We start from the raw sequence: 16,131 nt of genomic DNA, 5'->3' as shown, positions 1-16,131 counted from the left end.
ACTCCTCCTCATTCAATTTTGAATTTTTTAATAAACTTAGTTCGACAATTCTCTAACAGGATTAAAGAAAGCATCATCTACAACTACAAAAGCTTCCTTATCCGTTTTGGCGAATATGCCTTTTTTACCGGACTCTTTGGAAACAAAAATATTCTGATTAGCCGTCGTTTCTGCTGATGTGAAAGCATCAACCAGCTTCTTGATCGTGTCTGCACTCACTTTATCTGTATTCACTACGAATGGAGCATTAAGCACTGGTGTTACAGAAATCAGGGAGAACTCTCCACCTTTAACCGTATCAAACGGCTCAGCCGCATCATCTTTAACCTTGTAAACAGCACCAGGACGGTTGTCTGTACCCGATTCTAAGCCGACATAATTCGAAACACAAGTATCACAGAATGCTGCAGCGTCTACTTTATCCGCTAACAGGTTAACTGCTGAGCCTTGGTGTGATCCGCCATAAAGTACTTCACTAAAGAAATTGCTGCTGCCACCTTCAAGCAGATCATCCTTCTTCAAATCTTTGTATTTATCTTGTTTGTTAAAATAAGTGACGATACCGTCGGAAGGAACCTTGAAGCCTGAAGTGGAGCTATTGGATACAAAAGAAAACTTTTTCCCAGCAATGTTATCTAGCTTGAATTTATCGCCATCCATGTATGGAGCTTCATTGCCTTTTTTAACTGCTATCCAGCTATAGTAAACCGCATCCTTCGCTGTTCCTGATTTACCGCTTGGAATTACCAAAGGCTCTACTTTTTTATTCTTGTTTTTAGCTTCTATATAGCCTTGTGCGCCTAAGTAAGCAATATCTACATTACCATTAGCTACAGATTCGATAGCGATGATATAATCTGTTGTCGTTTTATGTTCGACTTTTTTTCCTGTAGCCTTTTCAACCAATTTGCCAATTTCCTCGCGAGCTGATTTAATGTCTTCACCTGATTCGTTTGGTAACCAGCCGATTGTAATCGTCTTGCTTTCTTTAGCCGAGTTGGAGCATGCTGCAAATACGGAAAATAACATAACCACTAAAACCAAGTACCCTACCTTTTTCATTGTGAAGCTCCTCTCGTCTATTTAGAAATGGGTCCATCTCATCTTGAGCCATTGGTATGCACAAGATAATTTAACTATAAAGTTCAATTGTTAGCGGATTGTGTTCCTCATGTATAGATTTTCTAAAGATGTGATAGAATTTACAGTTACACTGCCAAGTGGAAAATCTTCACTTCCATAAATCCCGTGGTAATCGGCTCCACCCGTTACAGCTAGACTATATTTTTCTGCAAGCTGCAGAGCTAGTTCAGTGTCTGCAGTTGAATGTGATGGATGATAGACTTCTAAGCCCTGCAACCCAAAACTAACCCATTCTTCAATGGCTTCGAAATTACCCAATTGGCCAGGATGAGCCAAAACCGCTACGCCACCCGCCTTGCGAATGGCTCGAATAGCATCTTCGGCACTTGGATAAGCAAGTGGGATTAATGCCTTTCCTGCATCTTTAGCAGATCGTGAGAAAAGCTTCCGCTGCAGCTCGCCGTTAATCTCTTCACAGTAGCCCAGGTCCATTAAAGCATGCATAATATGCTGTTTATAGACAGTAGTCCCTGTCTTTGCATAACTGTTAACTAGCTCCCAGCTTATGTTGTAGCCCATATCAGCTACGATCGATACCATCTGTCTAGTAGCTTCTTGACGTGAGAGCAAGGTTGGTTTGCACACATTATCCAGCGCCGGATGATGCGGATCGATATATAAACCCAGGATGTGCGCTCGACGATCGCGTTTCGGATCCGAGGCGGAAATCTCAATCCCTGGGATAATTTGCAGCTGGTTTTGCTCTCCATATAATAAAGCTTCTTGAATGCCTGCCGTCGTATCATGATCTGTTATCGCAAGATGAGTCAGATCAGCTGCCTTCGCTTGTTTGATTACTTCTTCTATGCTGAAGGAATTATCAGATACATTCGTATGGCAATGCAGATCTGCTTTAAGCATAGCTAATCTCCTTAGCTTGGGAGTGAAAGGGCTTGGCATAATAAATCGTCTCACCATTGACTAAGGTACGATGAACGAGTGGATATCCGTTGTGCAGCTTAACGAAAACGAGATCCGCCATTTTACCTGGTTCAATTGAGCCTACGCGATCACCGATGCCTAGCTTAGCTGCTGGATTAGCTGTAACCATCGCGACTGCTTGATGCAGCGGCATATTTTCCTTCTGATGAAGCATGAATACTGCTGGAAGCATGGAGGAAGGCAAATAATCGGAACAAATGGCATCTGAATAGCCAGCTTTAATCGCATCAATGGCTTTCATGTTGTTGCTATGAGAGACGCCTCTTACTAAGTTAGGAGATCCAACGACCACTAAGAGCTTTTGTTCATGGCTATATTGAGCTGCCGTTAAATTAATCGGGAATTCACTGATCGTCACGCCATAGTCAATCATTAGATCAACCTTTTCTATCGTGTCATCATCATGAGATGCGACAACAATATCATGCTGAATCGCATGCTGCACCATATCACGAATTTGCTCCCACTCTATCAATTTCGAGTTGCTTTTCAGCGTCTCAACCATTAATCTTAGCTGCTCATCACGCACACCATAGGTCTTTACTAAATAGTTCTCATAGGTATCTTTTTCGGTAAATTGGCCTTGTCCCGGGGTATGGTCCATAATCGACAATAGGTCAATTTGCTTGGTATTGATCAGGTTTTTCACTGTACTCATGCCAATGAGATTCGTCACTTCATAACGCAAGTGAACGCGGTGATGAATCATCGCTCTTTCTTCTCGCAGCTTTACAATATGCTCAATCACATCTACAACCATGGCATCATCACGAACACCAACTCCATCAGCTAGAGATAATGAATGATAAATCGTTGTCACGCCACAACCGGCAAGCTTTTTTTCTAATTCAAAAAAGGACATGTGCAGCGGAAAAAAGGTATTCGGCCGTGGTTGAATTTCCTTTTCTAAAGCGTCACTGTGCATATCGATCAAGCCTGGCATAACGTAACAGCCCTCTGCATCGATTATTTCATCTTTTGAGTTTATAGCCGTCTCGTTGTTTCCAACTGGCAGAATTTCGACGATTTTCCCGTCCTCGATAATTAAGCTGCCTTCTTGAACACCAGATAAGGTTACGATCTGAGCATTATTAATCAGCAAACGATTTGAAATCATGATTACCCTCTCCTTGCATGCATTTTTTGTTGATCATGGATAGCTGTTTCGTAGCGTTGGCGAAGACCCGCCCATTCACTTTCATATCGTTCGCGTACCTCGTGAATCAAGTAGCCATTAAATTGCGCAGGCAGCTCTCTAAAGATTTCCCCCATAGGAATCTCGCCGTCTCCGAGAGGCATATGCATATCTCCACGGCCAATAGGTGCCAGCTCGTATTGATTTTTTTCAGCGGAGAAGCAGGCTTTGCCGTAATTATCATGTACATGGAGATGAATAACGTGAGGGACCATCCGTTTAAGCTCTGCCAGTAAATCCAGCCCATACATTTTATGTGATAAATAGAGATGTCCGACGTCAAGAGTAATCCCAACAAAGGGATGATTGATTGCTTCAACCTGCTCCACCAAAGAGCTCGGTATTACAGCGTAGCAATAGTAAGGGCAATCCAAGTAGGGCCGCATGTTTTCCATGGCAATTCGCACATTTAATTGCTGGCCAAGCTGACCCAGCTTGCGCATGAAGCTTTGTTCTTCTATTAAAAGCTCTTGCTTATATTCCTTGGTATAATCCAACCAAGTATGGGGATATAAGAATTCTTCTTCACCAATATATCTGCCCACATGATAAACCATCGTTTCGGCACCGATCGCTCCGCTAACCTCCAAAGAAGCTATTAATGAAGCTCGCTCTATACTGGTATCACCTTTGCGAAATAAGTTTATTGAATAGGGTGCATGTGTGGTATAGCTAAGGCTAAAGCTGCTAAGCAAGCTGCGGTAAGCCTCCAAACGTTGACGATCTATGACACCATTGCGAATTACATCCATACCATGCAGTGATAATTCGACAGCTTCAAAGCCGAGCTCTTCAATTTTGATCAGCTTGCCCTTCAGCTTTTCCAAGTTTCCCATTGTATCATTAGGCGGTAAGCTAACTCCCATTCCTCTTGTTATCATCTGCTTTCTCCTCCCCGGCTCTACACCCGTTCCAAAACAAAGGCTTGTAGATCAAGAATGTCATCCGCTATCCGTTCCATTACGTCCCAATCATGAAAAACACCAATCATCGTTGTGCCTTGAGCCTTCATTTCACTTAATAGCTCGAGAACGCTTTGCTTGGTTTCCTTATCCAAGGATGCCGTTGGTTCATCCAGAATGAGCAAACGCGGTCGCACGATAAAAGCTCGTGCCAGATTAACCCGCTGCTGCTCACCTCCGCTGAAGGTTGCTGGGAAAGCTTGAATCAGCTTGCGTGGAATCCGCAGCCGTTCCAGCATTTCCTCCGCTTGCAGCCGAGCAGCCTCGATATTAATGCCAGTCGGCAGCAGCTTTTCAGCCACGATATCCACTGCGGATACGCGTGGAATGACTTTGAGAAATTGCGAGACATAGCTGATTTCATTCTTTCGCAAATGCGAAATTTCACGCTCCGTTGCCTGAGCTAAATCAATTGGGCCATAAAAGGCTGAGTCATATTTAATTTCACCTGAGGTCGGTAAATAGGTACGATAAATGCATTTGAGAATCGAGGATTTCCCAATCCCGCTAGGTCCAGCAATCCCCATAAATTTGCCTTTGGCGATTTCAAATGAAAGGTTTTGAAATGGATTTACTTTCATATCGTGGCTGAGTGACAGCTGAAACAGCTTGGACAATCCGGTTACTTTTAGCATAGAAATTCCTTCTTTCTGCTTTCACTTATAACAAGGCTCGATTCTAGCTCTTTTGGCTGAATGAGGTGCATTTCTGCACCTTGTTGGCTCGATTCTAGCTCTTTTGGCTGAATGAGGTGCAATTCTGCACCTTGCTAGCTCGATTCTTGCTCAATCGGCTGAATGAGGTGCAATTCTGCACCTTGCTGGTTCGATTCTAGCTCAATCAGCTGAATGAGCTGCAATTCTGCACCTTGCTGGCTCGATTCTTGCTCAATCGGCTGAATGAGGTGCAATTCTGCACCTTGCTAGCTCGATTCTTGCTCAATCGGCTGAATGAGGTGCATTTCTGCACCTTGCTGGCTCGATTCTTGCTCAATCGGCTGAATGAGGTGCATTTCTGCACCTTGTTCGCTCGATTCTAGCTCAATCGGCTGAATGAGGTGCATTTCTGCACCTTGCTGGCTCGATTCTTGCTCAATCGGTTGAATGAGGTGCAATTCTGCTCCTTGCTGGCTCGATTCTAGCTCAATCGGCTGAATGAGGTGCAATTCTGCACCTTGTTGGCTCGATTCTTGCTCTTTTGGCTGAATGAGGTGCATTTCTGCACCTTGCTGGCTCGATTCTTGCTCAATCGGCTGAATGAGGTGCATTTCTGCACCTTGCTGGCTCGATTCTTGCTCAATCGGCTGAATGAGGTGCATTTCTGCACCTTGCTGGCTCGATTCTTGCTCAATCGGCTGAATGAGGTGCATTTCTGCACCTTGTTGGCTCGATTCTTGCTCAATCGGCTGAATGAGGTGCATTTCTGCACCTTGCTGGCTCGATTCTTGCTCAATCGGCTGAATGAGGTGCATTTCTGCACCTTGCTGGCTCGATTCTAGGTCTGTCCGCCGAATGAGGTGACTTCTCAGGCTGTTGAAAAGTCCTCTCTAGCGGTTAAAATTAATAATTCACGCAAGTTTAAACTGATTTATTCGCTTTAAGCATAAAAATTCTGCGTATAGAATCTACACTCCAGTCCACTTTAAGCTTAAGCACAAAAATCATGCTAATATTCAGAAACCACTTAAATTTACAGTAAAATTCTCAAGGATACGCATAATAAATGTGCTTATCCAGCTTTTTTCGTTCCAATCCTTCATCTTTAGCACAAATATTAGGCTTATTACGATTTCTATAACAAAGAATGAACAAGTAATTGCGTATAAGGATGCTGAGGATCTTCGAGAATCTGATCCGTCAAGCCGTGCTCGACAATTTGACCTTGCCGCAATACCATAGTGCGATCTGATAACATACGTATAACGCCCAGATCATGTGAAACCACGATCATGGCTACACCTAATTCACGTTGAATGCTGCGGATTAAATCGAGCACTTTGGCTTGTACAGATAAATCCAAGCCTGTCGTTACTTCATCCAACAGCAGCAATGGCGGATTATTCGCTAAGGCTTTCGAGATTTGCACCCGCTGCTGCATGCCTCCACTGAAATTTTTTGGCGGCTCATCCATGCGCTGCAGTGGAATTTCTACCTTTTCCAGCAACTCAGATGCACGACTACGAATTTTGCCAACATGATAATGGTCTGCCGCAATCAGCTTTTCAGCAATATTGCCTGAGCTCGAGAAGCCCATGCGCAAGCCTAAATATGGATTCTGATACACCATGCCCATCAGATGGTTGCGGATGTATCTTTTTTGCTGAGCCGACTCGTTGAATAGGTTGGAAATTCCGTCTTTGAAGGTGGCGATGGACATGTGACCGGCTGTGGTTTCTTCATCATAATAAAGGCATTTCACCATAGTGCTTTTGCCAGAGCCACTCTCGCCTACTACCCCAAGAATTTCACCTGGATATAGATCGAAGCTAATATCGCGGCAAGCCCACACGGTTCCGCAATCTGGACAGCGACCACCTTGTGCGGAGTATATGCCTTCTAGGCATGCCGTACAGCCTTGGCCATATTTCTTCGTCAGGTTGCGAACGCTCAAGAGTGGAAGGTCTAAATGTCTTGCTTGAGCCGTTGCCGTACTCGCTTCTTTCAAGCTTGCTATCGTCATTAGGAAATCTCCTTATCTTGCTGCTCGCTTGCTCTATTGCAATAGTCTGTATCCGAGCATTGATATATGATTTGTCCCGACTCGCTATCGATCACTTCATCCAAAAAGGTATTCTCGCTTCCACATATTCGACAAGCTGTATCTGGGAAGGATTCTACTTCAAATGGATAATCCTCAAATTGCAGGGAGACAATATTGGTATAAGGTGGAACCGCATATATTTTCTTTTCTCTGCCTGCGCCTAACAGGGTCAAGTGGTCAGCTTGATGAAGCTTGGGATTGTCCCAGCGTGGAATCGGACTTGGCGCCATAATGTAACGATTGTGCACCATAACGGGATAATCTGCGCCTTGTGTAATTGCCCCCCATTTCACGATGCTTTCATATAACGTCAACCAAACTCCGCTATAGTCCATTTCACCATGTTGAATTTTCGTTTTTTCTTCACTTGGCTCCACATAACGCAAGGGTTCTGGCTCAGGAACCTGAAGGACTAATATCTGATCAGCACGCAAACGATCCTCTGGAATCCGATGACGAGATTGAATAATTGTCGCGTGTGTGGTGTCTTCGGTAGTTTCGATATGACTTGTTTCTTCAATAAGTCGGCGAATGCTTACCGCATTAACGCTATCATCACTGCCTTGATCAATTACTTTAACAATATCAGTTAGTCCAATTAGCGATAATGTAAGCTGCAAGCCGCCTGTTCCCCAGCCTCTGCCAATCGGCAGCTCTCTTGAGCCAAAAGGGACTTGATAGCCAGGTATTGCCACAGCCTTTAGTGTTTTGCGACGAATCTCGCGTTTAGAGCCTTCATCAAGAAAAGCAAAGTTATACTCCGCTGTATTGAACTTCTGTTTTTTCAGCATTTGCTGCATCATCCGTATCCTCCTCTGAAGCTGGCTTGCTCTTACGCGCTTGTGTTTTACGGATTTGGTCCAAGTAGGTTTGGAAGGTCACGTAATGCGGCAGCTTCAAGTGAGAAACAAAGCCTCCAGATTCCACGCTATCTATATGAGTCAACACGAATTCTTCATTTTGCGCAGGTGAAGTTCCCTTGGTTTCCAAGCTTCGCTCTAGAATGGACATCGAGATCGCCTTCAGCTCGTTTTGCCCAAAACAAAGCCCATAGCCAAGCAGGAACTGCACGTTGCCTGATTCCTTATCCTGTGTAAACGAGTTGATCGATTCTACTTCGGTCATCAACGCTTCGCCGATGTAGATGCCATCTTCATCTTCTTCGCTGCCAAACGGATGTGGGATATGAATCGGTGTGTAGCCAACTCGCAGCTCGCCAATTGTAGGATGAACAGCGCCGTAACCACGCATGGAGCTATAAGCCAAGGCAGTCATTGCTCCTGTCTCGCCTCGTGATAAGGTCTGCAATCGAGCTGATCTGCTGCAGGGAAAGGTTAATTTCTGGCGAGTGATATCATAAGGCTCTTCATCGTCTGAGTTTGCCACATTGGCCATTAAATGCTGATCTCTTAGTAAGTCTGCGATTTTGGTGAAATTCATGCTGCTTTCATCCCAAGGCAAATCAGTTAAATATTCCTCCACAAAGGCTTGGAGATCTTCGGTCGTTTCATTCTTCAGGTTAAAGTTCAGCATGCGATGGGTGTAATCATTAGTTGGACCTAATACCTGACCTCCCGGCATATCGCGGAAAGAAGATGAAATCCGGCGAATCACCCGCATATCAGCAGGCTCGGACACAAGTGAATAATGATTACGCGGCAGCGTGGAACGATAAGCACGAACCAAGAAAGCGGCTTCTGCCGGGTCGCCTTCTGCTTGTTTAAGCGCAATCGCCGCATACTCGGGCGCATACATCCCGCCTTCTCCCATAATGCGATCCACCAATAAACGAAGCTGTTTTTCGATCATTGCTATGTTGAGAACCGCATCCGATTCCTTGGAACGATAATATTTAACAAGCTGTTCGGCTTGTTGAATGGCTTCTTGACCTCCTGTTACAGCTACATATGCCATGCTTCAGCCACTCCTTCCACAACTGTTGTTCGCGGAATTGCGATTATTTCACCCTGCTCTGTATAGAAGATAAGATCTATGCCAAGTGGATACTCCTCCACCAAACGTGCTCTGCTCTCGATCCATAACAGGGACAAGCCCGCTACATAACAATTTGTCTCCGTTTTAATTCCTGGACCTGTTAATTTCAGCGAGCAGCCTTGAGCTTGAATTGAAGATTTCGCAAAACCTTCAACGCGAATGAAAACTGTTGCTGACTTTTCCGGTGAAGAAAGTGTGCCTATTTTAAGCTGGTCTTGCAACTGATTGATTAAACTGACCTCTTCAATACCCTCTACAAATACATAATCCGCTGCTGTGAAATCAACTAATTTGGAATAGGTTAACCGACGAATGGTTTCAGCCCAAGCTTCATGCCCTTGCATTTGAACGGCAAAAGCTACCTCTCCATCCAACAAAGTAAGTGCAATTGCAGCCGCAGCCTTAGAAGCTCCTACTGGAAGATCAATTCGATTTATACGCTCACCTAGCTCACATACTAAACCCGGTCTCGACATAGCATGAAGCAAAATGCGGTAAACCTCTTGTGTATCATGAACAGAGTCAAAGCTTAGCTCTTTAAGATTTGGATTTGGCATGATATTCCCCCATCGTGTCGAAATTCACTTTGGATTTCATGATTCGTGAATGCTCTAGACGTTTTCTATAATCAATTTGCAGCTCTTCTTCTACAAGCAGCTTTTCCCAATCCAGTGTTTCTGGCAGCTTAGCGTTATAGGCACAATCAACAATTGCCAGCTGATAAGCACGGTCAGGCTCTTCTCCCATAATCGCCCCGAATCCATAAACAGACTCGACTGAAACTGTACATTCTGTAATCAAGATTTCACCCATATAGAAGGGATTGCCCGATACAGAATCGCGGGCTTTATTCATAACCAAGCTTTTTTCTGGCTCTCTGACAAGCGTAACCTCATACTTCTGTTCCACCTGTAAAGCGAGCTTTTCTAATAAACTCGGAGCCCCTTCTACTAAAATATGCGTTAAGCGCGATTTTTTCATTATTCAACAACTCCTTAAGGCTTGCGTAAGCAAGCCAGCATCGTAAGCATTAGCTTTTTTCAAACTGAATCGATACACGGCAGAGGTCGCCGCGATATTTGGCTGATGTATATTCGATTAAACGCTGGTTCTGATCTCTCATCACACTTTCAATGTGCAGCAGTGTAGTGCTTGGTGACATTTTCAAATGTGTAGCTTCGGCTGAATTGGGATAGATCGCTTCAAATGTAGACCAGATACGGGCTAGCTCCACTTCGTAGTCTTCTCGCAGCAAGGCATACAACGATGTAAAAGCATCCGTTTGCTCTGGAAAATGTGGGAAGTAAGCTTCTGGCAGCCAGGTTTCATTCCAAGCAAGCGGAATTCCATCGGCATATCGCAGAATTTCGAGACGAATTCCCTTCTCATCAGGCGCCATTTTCAGTAGCTTGGCAATGCGTTCAGGCGGCGGTTTTACTTCACTTTTTAAAACCTTGGCGCTTGGCTTACAGCCTAGCTGCGTCATCACATCCGTAAAACACATCGCCTGCGTAATCGTATATTGAATATCCATTGGCTTCTCACAAACATAATGCCCCTTGCCCTGCTGTGAACGGATAATGCCTTTCTTATTCATAAAATCCAGCGAATGCCGAATCGTATAGCGATTCACTTTAAATCTACGGCTTAGATCAGCTTCGGACGGCAACGGTTCACCGCTGAGGTACTGACCGTTATCAATTTCCTTTTGAAGAATATCTGCAATAGCTAAGTAGGGAGAAACTGCTAAAGCTGGCTTATCGATTGTATGCAACTTGCCACCTCCGATCTTTGATTAGTTGATAACTGCCCATGCTTTTATAAACTATTTTGCATACAATACCTTTAAAAACCGCAGAGGTGGAACATGAAATATTCCAATACTAAGCTCGGTAAATACAAGTATCTAATCCAAAACGAACAATTAAAGCCCTATCTTCCTGACACCTATTTAGCAACTAAGGAGAATATTCGCTTGATCGCTCTAACCATTGGGAAGTGACTGGTGTTGTTGGCAGACTTGCAAGACCCAAGAAGATCGTTACTAATTACCATAGCGGCGGCACACCTCTACCATTAGAAGGTTTGTTATCCTCTCACATTCCCACTAATAAAACATCCTATATGAATGAAATTAGAGATTTAGGTGTGCATGTTAGCAAGCATATGGGCAAATACTTTTCTAAATATCGGTCATTTGGTGTGGATGTAGCTATTGATTCATCCTTCAAGCCATGGATTTTGGAAGTAAACACGCGTCCGGATAAACACATTTTTAATGCTCTTAAAGATAAATCCATGTATAGAAAAATAGTGCGATTTAGCCATTAGCTATATTTTTCAAGGAATAGCTCCATGTTTTTCATATCCTCTAAGCCAGCCGCAATCGCTTCTCTCGGCCAATCCCACCAAGCAATCGCCTCTAGCTTGCGAATTACATCAGGCTCAAATCTATATCGGATCAGCTTGGCTGGAACTCCCGCCCATATGGAGTAAGCTTCTACATCTTTGGTGACAACGGATCCAGAGCCAATTACAGCCCCATTCCCAATGGTGATCCCCGGCATAACCGTCACGCCATGTCCAATCCAGACATCATTGCCGATCTTCGCACGCTTCGCTTTACGCCAGTTGAAAATCTCTTCATCTAATTCAGAGCCTGTATCTATATCATAAGAACCACTTCTATACGTAATATGATGCTGGGTAACCCGCCACATCGGGTGATTCCCTGGGTTGATGCAAACATGGGAGGCAATCGAGCAAAATTTGCCCATCTCCGTATAATGAATGTTAACCTCGTCCATTAAATAGGTGTAATCGCCAATCATTGAATCCACAAGCAGCACTCTCGGACCAATTTCCGTCCATGCTCCTAGATAGCTGTTGTAAACATTAGCGGTTTTATCAACGGTTGGCTGCTCGGACAGCTTTTTAATTTCTTGAGTGTGGTTCACATAATTCATATACTTGCCCCTCTCTAACTCCGATTCTTCATGATAGAAGCTTAACTTGGCGACAACATGGCTGTATTAACTGGATGTGAATCTATTGTAAATATGCAAAAACAAAAAAAACTAAGATCAGATGACCTTAGTTTCTTGTAAATCCAACACCTTGCGTTTGCTCAGCAGCGATAAAACGCTCTGGCCATTCCATTTTCGGATGAAAATTATACAGCAAGCCTTGCGTAAATATAATCGCATTTACCCAGTGCGACTTAAACATCAGAGGCTTTCGATCCAACAATTCTAGCGGGTCCACAGGTACAGAAAAATCGGTATATTCTGCGAATGTCCCTTCAAATCCAACTGGCCAAAACCGCTTCAAAGGATGATCCGCAGCTCGCCCGCCTATTTGCACATGCTCATAGGTTTCTTTGATCCATTCTAGTGCTGAAACTTCTCGCATGGGGATTTGAATTTCTTCCCAGCCTTTAAGCAGAGAGCCGTGTTTGCCCCACTCGATGCGAATAATAGGCCGTTGGTTATTCTCGCCCGCTTCAATGGCAGCTTCTTTCGATTCAATTACATAGCTATGGAAAAAGGTCATAACGTTCATTACTACTTCCTGATGAGGATCATATTCTACCCAAATCTCTTCATGGTCGCAGGGCTCATAATCATCTGGAAAATCATAATCATCTTCCCAAAACAAGTGATACCCGATCAAAGGACGATCTGGATGATGAACCGCAATGATGTCCTTCAGCGGAAAACATTCCTTAGGCGTCGTAAGCAGCATTGGGCAATATCTGCGAATCGCATCTAGCTCCTGCTGTTTAAGCTCTTCAGGTGGAGCTAGCTCCAATACATGCTTATACAGCTTTCCCGCTTGACGCAAGCTGCCATCCAAATGGTAAAATTCTGCGCGTTTAGCTGCGAATTCCGGATTTTTCGGTTCTGCATTTTGCAAAAGCTCCAAGATATGCACAACTGCCTGTGAAAAAGCTTCAACTGTAATTTCCTTATCCAACATTTTACCTATCAATTTCTGACTCACTACTTTATATTCATGTGCATAAATTTCAATCATAGCATGCCTCCAAATTAGATTCGTGCTGCCTCATCTTTAACCATCGTGCGGATGTAGAAATAACCCATACCGGAACAAAGAAAGAAGGTAAAGAAAGCTAATGCTGCCGCTTGTTCTTTTTCCTGGAACACACTAAAAATTTGATCCATCGAAACCCCCAGCATTTGCGGAGCATTCGGGCCCATCAGGAATGGAGCCGTAAAGGAGCCAATCACTCCCATAAATACAAAAGTAACGGCAACAAGCAATGTTTTGTAAGATAACGGTAAAATTAAGCGAAGGAATATCTTCAGCTTTCCGGCCCCTACATCCTGCGCACTTTCAATAATGGAGTTTGAAATACCTGATAAAGCTGAGCTAAGCAGCATTGTTGTAAATGGGATATTAAACCATAAACTGGCAATGATAATCCCTTTCATATCAAAAATAATTCGCGGCAAGTGACCTAAATGAAGCACCAGCATAAATCGAGCCAGCCAGCCATGATCACCTAATAAGTTAATCAAACCATACGTGGCAATAACCCCTGGAATAAAAATTGGAATCATATAAAGCTTGCGAATCCACTCTACCATAACTCCTGAACTGAATCTCATAAATACGGCCAATGCATAGCTAATTAACATAACCAAAACAACAGAAATAATCGTTACTTTCAGCGTGAAAATAATATTGGAAACCATCATTTTATCAGTGAAAAGGGATGTATAATTCGAAAAATCAAAGCCACCTGATTTATTCTTTAAGCTTTCGATAAACGCAAGCACGATCGGAATGATGACGACTACAGACAGCACTAAAAAGGAAGGGATAACTAGGCCCAGGCCTAGTATCCCCATTTTTAATTCTTTTTTCATTGGGCAGCAACTTCACTTTGCCAGCGTTTAAGCATATCTTTATCCAAATCGCCGATGTCAAAGCTGCGGAAACCACCTGATACGCCAGTAAATTGATCTTGAATCTCTTGTGGCATATTGGAAAGCTCAATACCTGGGAAGCCGTGCATTTCATTGATAATAACCGTTTGAGCTTCTGGCGTTAATACGAAATCTAGAAATTTATAGACAGCTTCTTTTTTCTCAGATAATTTAGGAACCATTAAGTAAGTCGGTCCGCCGTTCATACCAGGATCAAGCTGTTTCAATTTAGTTGAAGCAGGAAGTGTTCCTTTGCTAATGCCATCTAATGCCATATCTGACCAAGCTGGAATCATATCAACTTCTCCGCTAGCCAAGATATCCAATGTCCCTTGGTTTTTCTTAGGATAAATCCCTTTGTTGTACATTAAGGGTCCAAGCTCCTTCAATAACGCAAAGCCGGCATCCCATTCTTTTTCTACACTTGGATCCTGATTATAGATGGCATCTGCTGCCATAGATTTGTAGATAGTCGTTAATACGAAGGAATCGCCTGATCCCCCTGTAGATGGATCATTGTAGGCGAATTTGCCTGGATTTTGGCGAATCCATGTGAAAACATCATCCATTGTATTAGGTGCAGTCTTAACTTTATCGCTGTTGTATGCAATAACAACGGCGGAAGCGCGATAAGGAACAGCAAGATTTGAGATGCTTTCTAGTCTTTTTTGATCTACTTTTGCTAAATTGGCAATTGAAGCGCTTGGCAAGGTATCCCAAAGATCATCTTTTTTGCCTTTTGTTACGGAAGATAGTCCGTCTTCATATAAATCAATATCTCCTGAGCCTTTTCCTGCTTGTTTAGCCGCAACTAGGCGGTCATATGTAGGCTGTGCGCCTGTTCCTGAAGGGATATAAACCAATTTCACTTTTACCTCTGGGTGTGCTTTTTCAAACATAGGAGTAATCTTGTCCCACAAACCCTTTACGTTGGCAGAGCCTGTAAAATAAAACGAGAATTCTTCCTGCTTAGCAGGTGCATCCGAACTTGCTGCTGCAGTAGGAGAAGATGCTGGGTCAGTACTTGCACCTGATGTACTTTCTGATTTTGTGCCACATGCGGAAAGCAAGGAGATAGACATTGCAGATACTAAAGTTAAAGCCAGTAGGTTTCTCTTATTTAACATTTTAAATTCCTCCTATTTTATAATTGCTCTGTCTGATAAGCTAATATTTTTGTAAAAGTCACTTTAACGTTTTGTTTGGCGTGCAGTTCTTTGACTGAATCGCGAGGCTTGAAAACTTTAATAATTCCATGCTTGTTCAAATCAATCGTTACTTCGGCATAATGTCCCAGCACCATAATCTGCTTGATTTCACCTGATAAACCTTCGCCCGCTGCTTCATTCATCATAATGTTCTCAGGTCTAACTGCTAAGCTTACTTGACCTGAAAGCTTGTCTATATTGGGGAAGGATAATTGATCCACATGAATTCGTTCTCCGATAACCACCCCCTTTAAAAAATTCATTTTACCGATAAAGCGAGCCACATAAAGCGATTTGGGCTCATCATAAATTTCCTGCGGAGGAGCTATTTGCTCAATGCGCCCTTGGTTCATGACAATAATCCGATCCGAAATCGATAAAGCTTCTTCTTGATCATGAGTCACGAAAACCATCGTAAGACCAATCTTCGCTTGAATTTCCCGCAATTCTTCTCTCATTTCATGTCTTAACTTTGCATCTAAAGCTGAAAAAGGTTCATCTAAAAGCAAGACTGCAGGCTTGAGCAGAAGTGAGCGTGCTAGGGCAATTCGCTGCTGCTGACCCCCAGACAATTCGCTGGGATATTTCTTCTCCGCGCCAGGCAATCTTACGAGCTGCAGCACGTCGGTTACTGATCTGCGTATTTCGTCCTTTTTCACCTTGCGAATTTTCAAGCCAAATGCCAAATTCTCATATACATTCATATGCGGCCAAAGATTATAGCCTTGAAATACCAACGAGGTTGGACGTTTTTCTGGTGGAAACTGCAGCACACTTTTTTGCTCAATTAGAATATCCCCGGAATCAGGATCAAGAAAGCCGCCAATGCTTCTTAACACGGTTGTTTTGCCGCATCCAGATGGACCAAGCAGTGTAACGAGCTCTCCCTTCTTAACATCAAAGGAAATATCCGATATGCCTTCTCCGGTTTTATAACGTTTGGCAAGCTGCCTGATCGATAATTGTATAGTCAT

General features: G+C 43.4%; 20 protein-coding genes. 2 read left to right on the top strand and 18 right to left on the bottom strand.

The window, feature by feature from the left end:
* Positions 1-36 precede the first annotated feature (36 nt).
* The 13 genes from phnD to EHS13_RS07585 all read right to left on the bottom strand — a co-directional run bounded on the left by phnD (position 37) and on the right by EHS13_RS07585 (position 10,771).
* Positions 37-1,062: a phosphate/phosphite/phosphonate ABC transporter substrate-binding protein gene (gene phnD, locus EHS13_RS07645; RefSeq protein WP_155699764.1), complete on the bottom strand. Its 1,026-nt coding sequence runs from the start codon at positions 1,060-1,062 to the stop codon at positions 37-39.
* 90 nt (positions 1,063-1,152) lie between these two features.
* The gene (locus EHS13_RS07640) at positions 1,153-2,004 is read right to left on the bottom strand and encodes a PHP domain-containing protein (RefSeq protein ID WP_227013832.1); all 852 of its coding nucleotides are present in this window, start codon (positions 2,002-2,004) and stop codon (positions 1,153-1,155) included.
* The gene (locus tag EHS13_RS07635; protein WP_155699762.1) at positions 1,997-3,202 is read right to left on the bottom strand and encodes an alpha-D-ribose 1-methylphosphonate 5-triphosphate diphosphatase; all 1,206 of its coding nucleotides are present in this window, start codon (positions 3,200-3,202) and stop codon (positions 1,997-1,999) included. The genes EHS13_RS07640 and EHS13_RS07635 overlap by 8 nt, the downstream gene beginning before the upstream one ends.
* Before the next feature lie 2 nt (positions 3,203-3,204).
* Positions 3,205-4,161, bottom strand: coding sequence for a sugar phosphate isomerase/epimerase family protein (locus EHS13_RS07630; protein ID WP_155699761.1), 957 nt, complete (start codon positions 4,159-4,161; stop codon positions 3,205-3,207).
* A gap of 20 nt (positions 4,162-4,181) precedes the next feature.
* On the bottom strand, positions 4,182-4,877 hold the full coding sequence (gene phnL / locus EHS13_RS07625; protein WP_155699760.1) for a phosphonate C-P lyase system protein PhnL: 696 nt from the start codon (positions 4,875-4,877) through the stop codon (positions 4,182-4,184).
* 134 nt (positions 4,878-5,011) lie between these two features.
* The gene (locus EHS13_RS07620; protein WP_155699759.1) at positions 5,012-5,152 is read right to left on the bottom strand and encodes a hypothetical protein; all 141 of its coding nucleotides are present in this window, start codon (positions 5,150-5,152) and stop codon (positions 5,012-5,014) included.
* Positions 5,153-5,164: 12 nt separating this feature from the next.
* Positions 5,165-5,713 (bottom strand): hypothetical protein, encoded by a 549-nt coding sequence (locus EHS13_RS07615; protein WP_155699758.1) that lies wholly within the window; start codon positions 5,711-5,713, stop codon positions 5,165-5,167.
* Between the two features lie 320 nt (positions 5,714-6,033).
* Entirely contained in the window at positions 6,034-6,921 is an 888-nt protein-coding gene (locus EHS13_RS07610; protein ID WP_155699757.1) for an ATP-binding cassette domain-containing protein, read from the bottom strand.
* Complete coding sequence (locus EHS13_RS07605) at positions 6,921-7,802, bottom strand: alpha-D-ribose 1-methylphosphonate 5-phosphate C-P-lyase PhnJ (protein ID WP_155705260.1); 882 nt, start codon at positions 7,800-7,802, stop codon at positions 6,921-6,923. The genes EHS13_RS07610 and EHS13_RS07605 overlap by 1 nt, the downstream gene beginning before the upstream one ends.
* A complete protein-coding gene (locus EHS13_RS07600) occupies positions 7,756-8,916 on the bottom strand; it encodes a carbon-phosphorus lyase complex subunit PhnI (RefSeq protein WP_155699756.1) in 1,161 nt (386 codons plus the stop codon). The genes EHS13_RS07605 and EHS13_RS07600 overlap by 47 nt, the downstream gene beginning before the upstream one ends.
* The gene (gene phnH, locus EHS13_RS07595; protein ID WP_155699755.1) at positions 8,904-9,554 is read right to left on the bottom strand and encodes a phosphonate C-P lyase system protein PhnH; all 651 of its coding nucleotides are present in this window, start codon (positions 9,552-9,554) and stop codon (positions 8,904-8,906) included. The genes EHS13_RS07600 and phnH overlap by 13 nt, the downstream gene beginning before the upstream one ends.
* Complete coding sequence (phnG, locus tag EHS13_RS07590; protein ID WP_155699754.1) at positions 9,535-9,978, bottom strand: phosphonate C-P lyase system protein PhnG; 444 nt, start codon at positions 9,976-9,978, stop codon at positions 9,535-9,537. The genes phnH and phnG overlap by 20 nt, the downstream gene beginning before the upstream one ends.
* Before the next feature lie 49 nt (positions 9,979-10,027).
* The gene (locus EHS13_RS07585) at positions 10,028-10,771 is read right to left on the bottom strand and encodes a GntR family transcriptional regulator (RefSeq protein WP_155699753.1); all 744 of its coding nucleotides are present in this window, start codon (positions 10,769-10,771) and stop codon (positions 10,028-10,030) included.
* 93 nt (positions 10,772-10,864) lie between these two features.
* Between EHS13_RS07585 and EHS13_RS37140 the strand changes: the two genes are divergently transcribed.
* The gene (locus EHS13_RS37140) at positions 10,865-10,999 is read left to right on the top strand and encodes a hypothetical protein (protein WP_264373577.1); all 135 of its coding nucleotides are present in this window, start codon (positions 10,865-10,867) and stop codon (positions 10,997-10,999) included.
* Entirely contained in the window at positions 10,996-11,328 is a 333-nt protein-coding gene (locus EHS13_RS07580; RefSeq protein ID WP_155699752.1) for a YheC/YheD family protein, read from the top strand. Before EHS13_RS37140 ends, EHS13_RS07580 begins: the two co-directional genes overlap by 4 nt.
* Here the strand turns inward: EHS13_RS07580 and EHS13_RS07575 are convergent.
* The 5 genes from EHS13_RS07575 to EHS13_RS07555 form a co-directional block, all read right to left on the bottom strand.
* Complete coding sequence (locus EHS13_RS07575; protein WP_155699751.1) at positions 11,325-11,963, bottom strand: DapH/DapD/GlmU-related protein; 639 nt, start codon at positions 11,961-11,963, stop codon at positions 11,325-11,327. The genes EHS13_RS07580 and EHS13_RS07575 overlap by 4 nt on opposite strands.
* A gap of 127 nt (positions 11,964-12,090) precedes the next feature.
* Positions 12,091-13,032, bottom strand: a complete 942-nt coding sequence (locus EHS13_RS07570) for a hypothetical protein (RefSeq protein WP_155699750.1) — start codon at positions 13,030-13,032, stop codon at positions 12,091-12,093.
* 14 nt (positions 13,033-13,046) lie between these two features.
* On the bottom strand, positions 13,047-13,889 hold the full coding sequence (locus EHS13_RS07565; RefSeq protein WP_155699749.1) for an ABC transporter permease: 843 nt from the start codon (positions 13,887-13,889) through the stop codon (positions 13,047-13,049).
* Positions 13,886-15,076, bottom strand: coding sequence for an extracellular solute-binding protein (locus tag EHS13_RS07560; protein WP_155699748.1), 1,191 nt, complete (start codon positions 15,074-15,076; stop codon positions 13,886-13,888). Before EHS13_RS07560 ends, EHS13_RS07565 begins: the two co-directional genes overlap by 4 nt.
* Before the next feature lie 17 nt (positions 15,077-15,093).
* Positions 15,094-16,131 (bottom strand): ABC transporter ATP-binding protein, encoded by a 1,038-nt coding sequence (locus tag EHS13_RS07555; protein WP_155699747.1) that lies wholly within the window; start codon positions 16,129-16,131, stop codon positions 15,094-15,096.

Origin of the sequence: Paenibacillus psychroresistens (genome assembly GCF_009728935.1) — a bacterium.
GTDB classification, from domain to species: Bacteria; Bacillota; Bacilli; order Paenibacillales; family NBRC-103111; genus Paenibacillus_AC; species Paenibacillus_AC psychroresistens.
This window is presented reverse-complemented; position numbering and strand designations above follow the sequence as displayed.

What these genes read in the sequence shown, in the direction of transcription:
- EHS13_RS07635 (WP_155699762.1), bottom strand. Translation starts at nt 3,202, where the DNA reads ATGATTTCAAATCGTTTGCTGATTAATAATGCTCAGATCGTAACCTTA.
- EHS13_RS07565 (WP_155699749.1), bottom strand. Translation starts at nt 13,889, where the DNA reads ATGAAAAAAGAATTAAAAATGGGGATACTAGGCCTGGGCCTAGTTATC.
- EHS13_RS37140 (WP_264373577.1), top strand. Translation starts at nt 10,865, where the DNA reads ATGAAATATTCCAATACTAAGCTCGGTAAATACAAGTATCTAATCCAA.
- EHS13_RS07555 (WP_155699747.1), bottom strand. Translation starts at nt 16,131, where the DNA reads ATGACTATACAATTATCGATCAGGCAGCTTGCCAAACGTTATAAAACC.
- EHS13_RS07630 (WP_155699761.1), bottom strand. Translation starts at nt 4,161, where the DNA reads ATGATAACAAGAGGAATGGGAGTTAGCTTACCGCCTAATGATACAATG.
- EHS13_RS07615 (WP_155699758.1), bottom strand. Translation starts at nt 5,713, where the DNA reads ATGCACCTCATTCAGCCGATTGAGCAAGAATCGAGCCAGCAAGGTGCA.
- phnG (WP_155699754.1), bottom strand. Translation starts at nt 9,978, where the DNA reads ATGAAAAAATCGCGCTTAACGCATATTTTAGTAGAAGGGGCTCCGAGT.
- phnH (WP_155699755.1), bottom strand. Translation starts at nt 9,554, where the DNA reads ATGCCAAATCCAAATCTTAAAGAGCTAAGCTTTGACTCTGTTCATGAT.
- EHS13_RS07560 (WP_155699748.1), bottom strand. Translation starts at nt 15,076, where the DNA reads ATGTTAAATAAGAGAAACCTACTGGCTTTAACTTTAGTATCTGCAATG.
- EHS13_RS07575 (WP_155699751.1), bottom strand. Translation starts at nt 11,963, where the DNA reads ATGAATTATGTGAACCACACTCAAGAAATTAAAAAGCTGTCCGAGCAG.
- phnL (WP_155699760.1), bottom strand. Translation starts at nt 4,877, where the DNA reads ATGCTAAAAGTAACCGGATTGTCCAAGCTGTTTCAGCTGTCACTCAGC.
- EHS13_RS07600 (WP_155699756.1), bottom strand. Translation starts at nt 8,916, where the DNA reads ATGGCATATGTAGCTGTAACAGGAGGTCAAGAAGCCATTCAACAAGCC.
- EHS13_RS07570 (WP_155699750.1), bottom strand. Translation starts at nt 13,032, where the DNA reads ATGATTGAAATTTATGCACATGAATATAAAGTAGTGAGTCAGAAATTG.
- EHS13_RS07640 (WP_227013832.1), bottom strand. Translation starts at nt 2,004, where the DNA reads ATGCTTAAAGCAGATCTGCATTGCCATACGAATGTATCTGATAATTCC.
- EHS13_RS07610 (WP_155699757.1), bottom strand. Translation starts at nt 6,921, where the DNA reads ATGACGATAGCAAGCTTGAAAGAAGCGAGTACGGCAACGGCTCAAGCA.
- phnD (WP_155699764.1), bottom strand. Translation starts at nt 1,062, where the DNA reads ATGAAAAAGGTAGGGTACTTGGTTTTAGTGGTTATGTTATTTTCCGTA.
- EHS13_RS07605 (WP_155705260.1), bottom strand. Translation starts at nt 7,802, where the DNA reads ATGCAGCAAATGCTGAAAAAACAGAAGTTCAATACAGCGGAGTATAAC.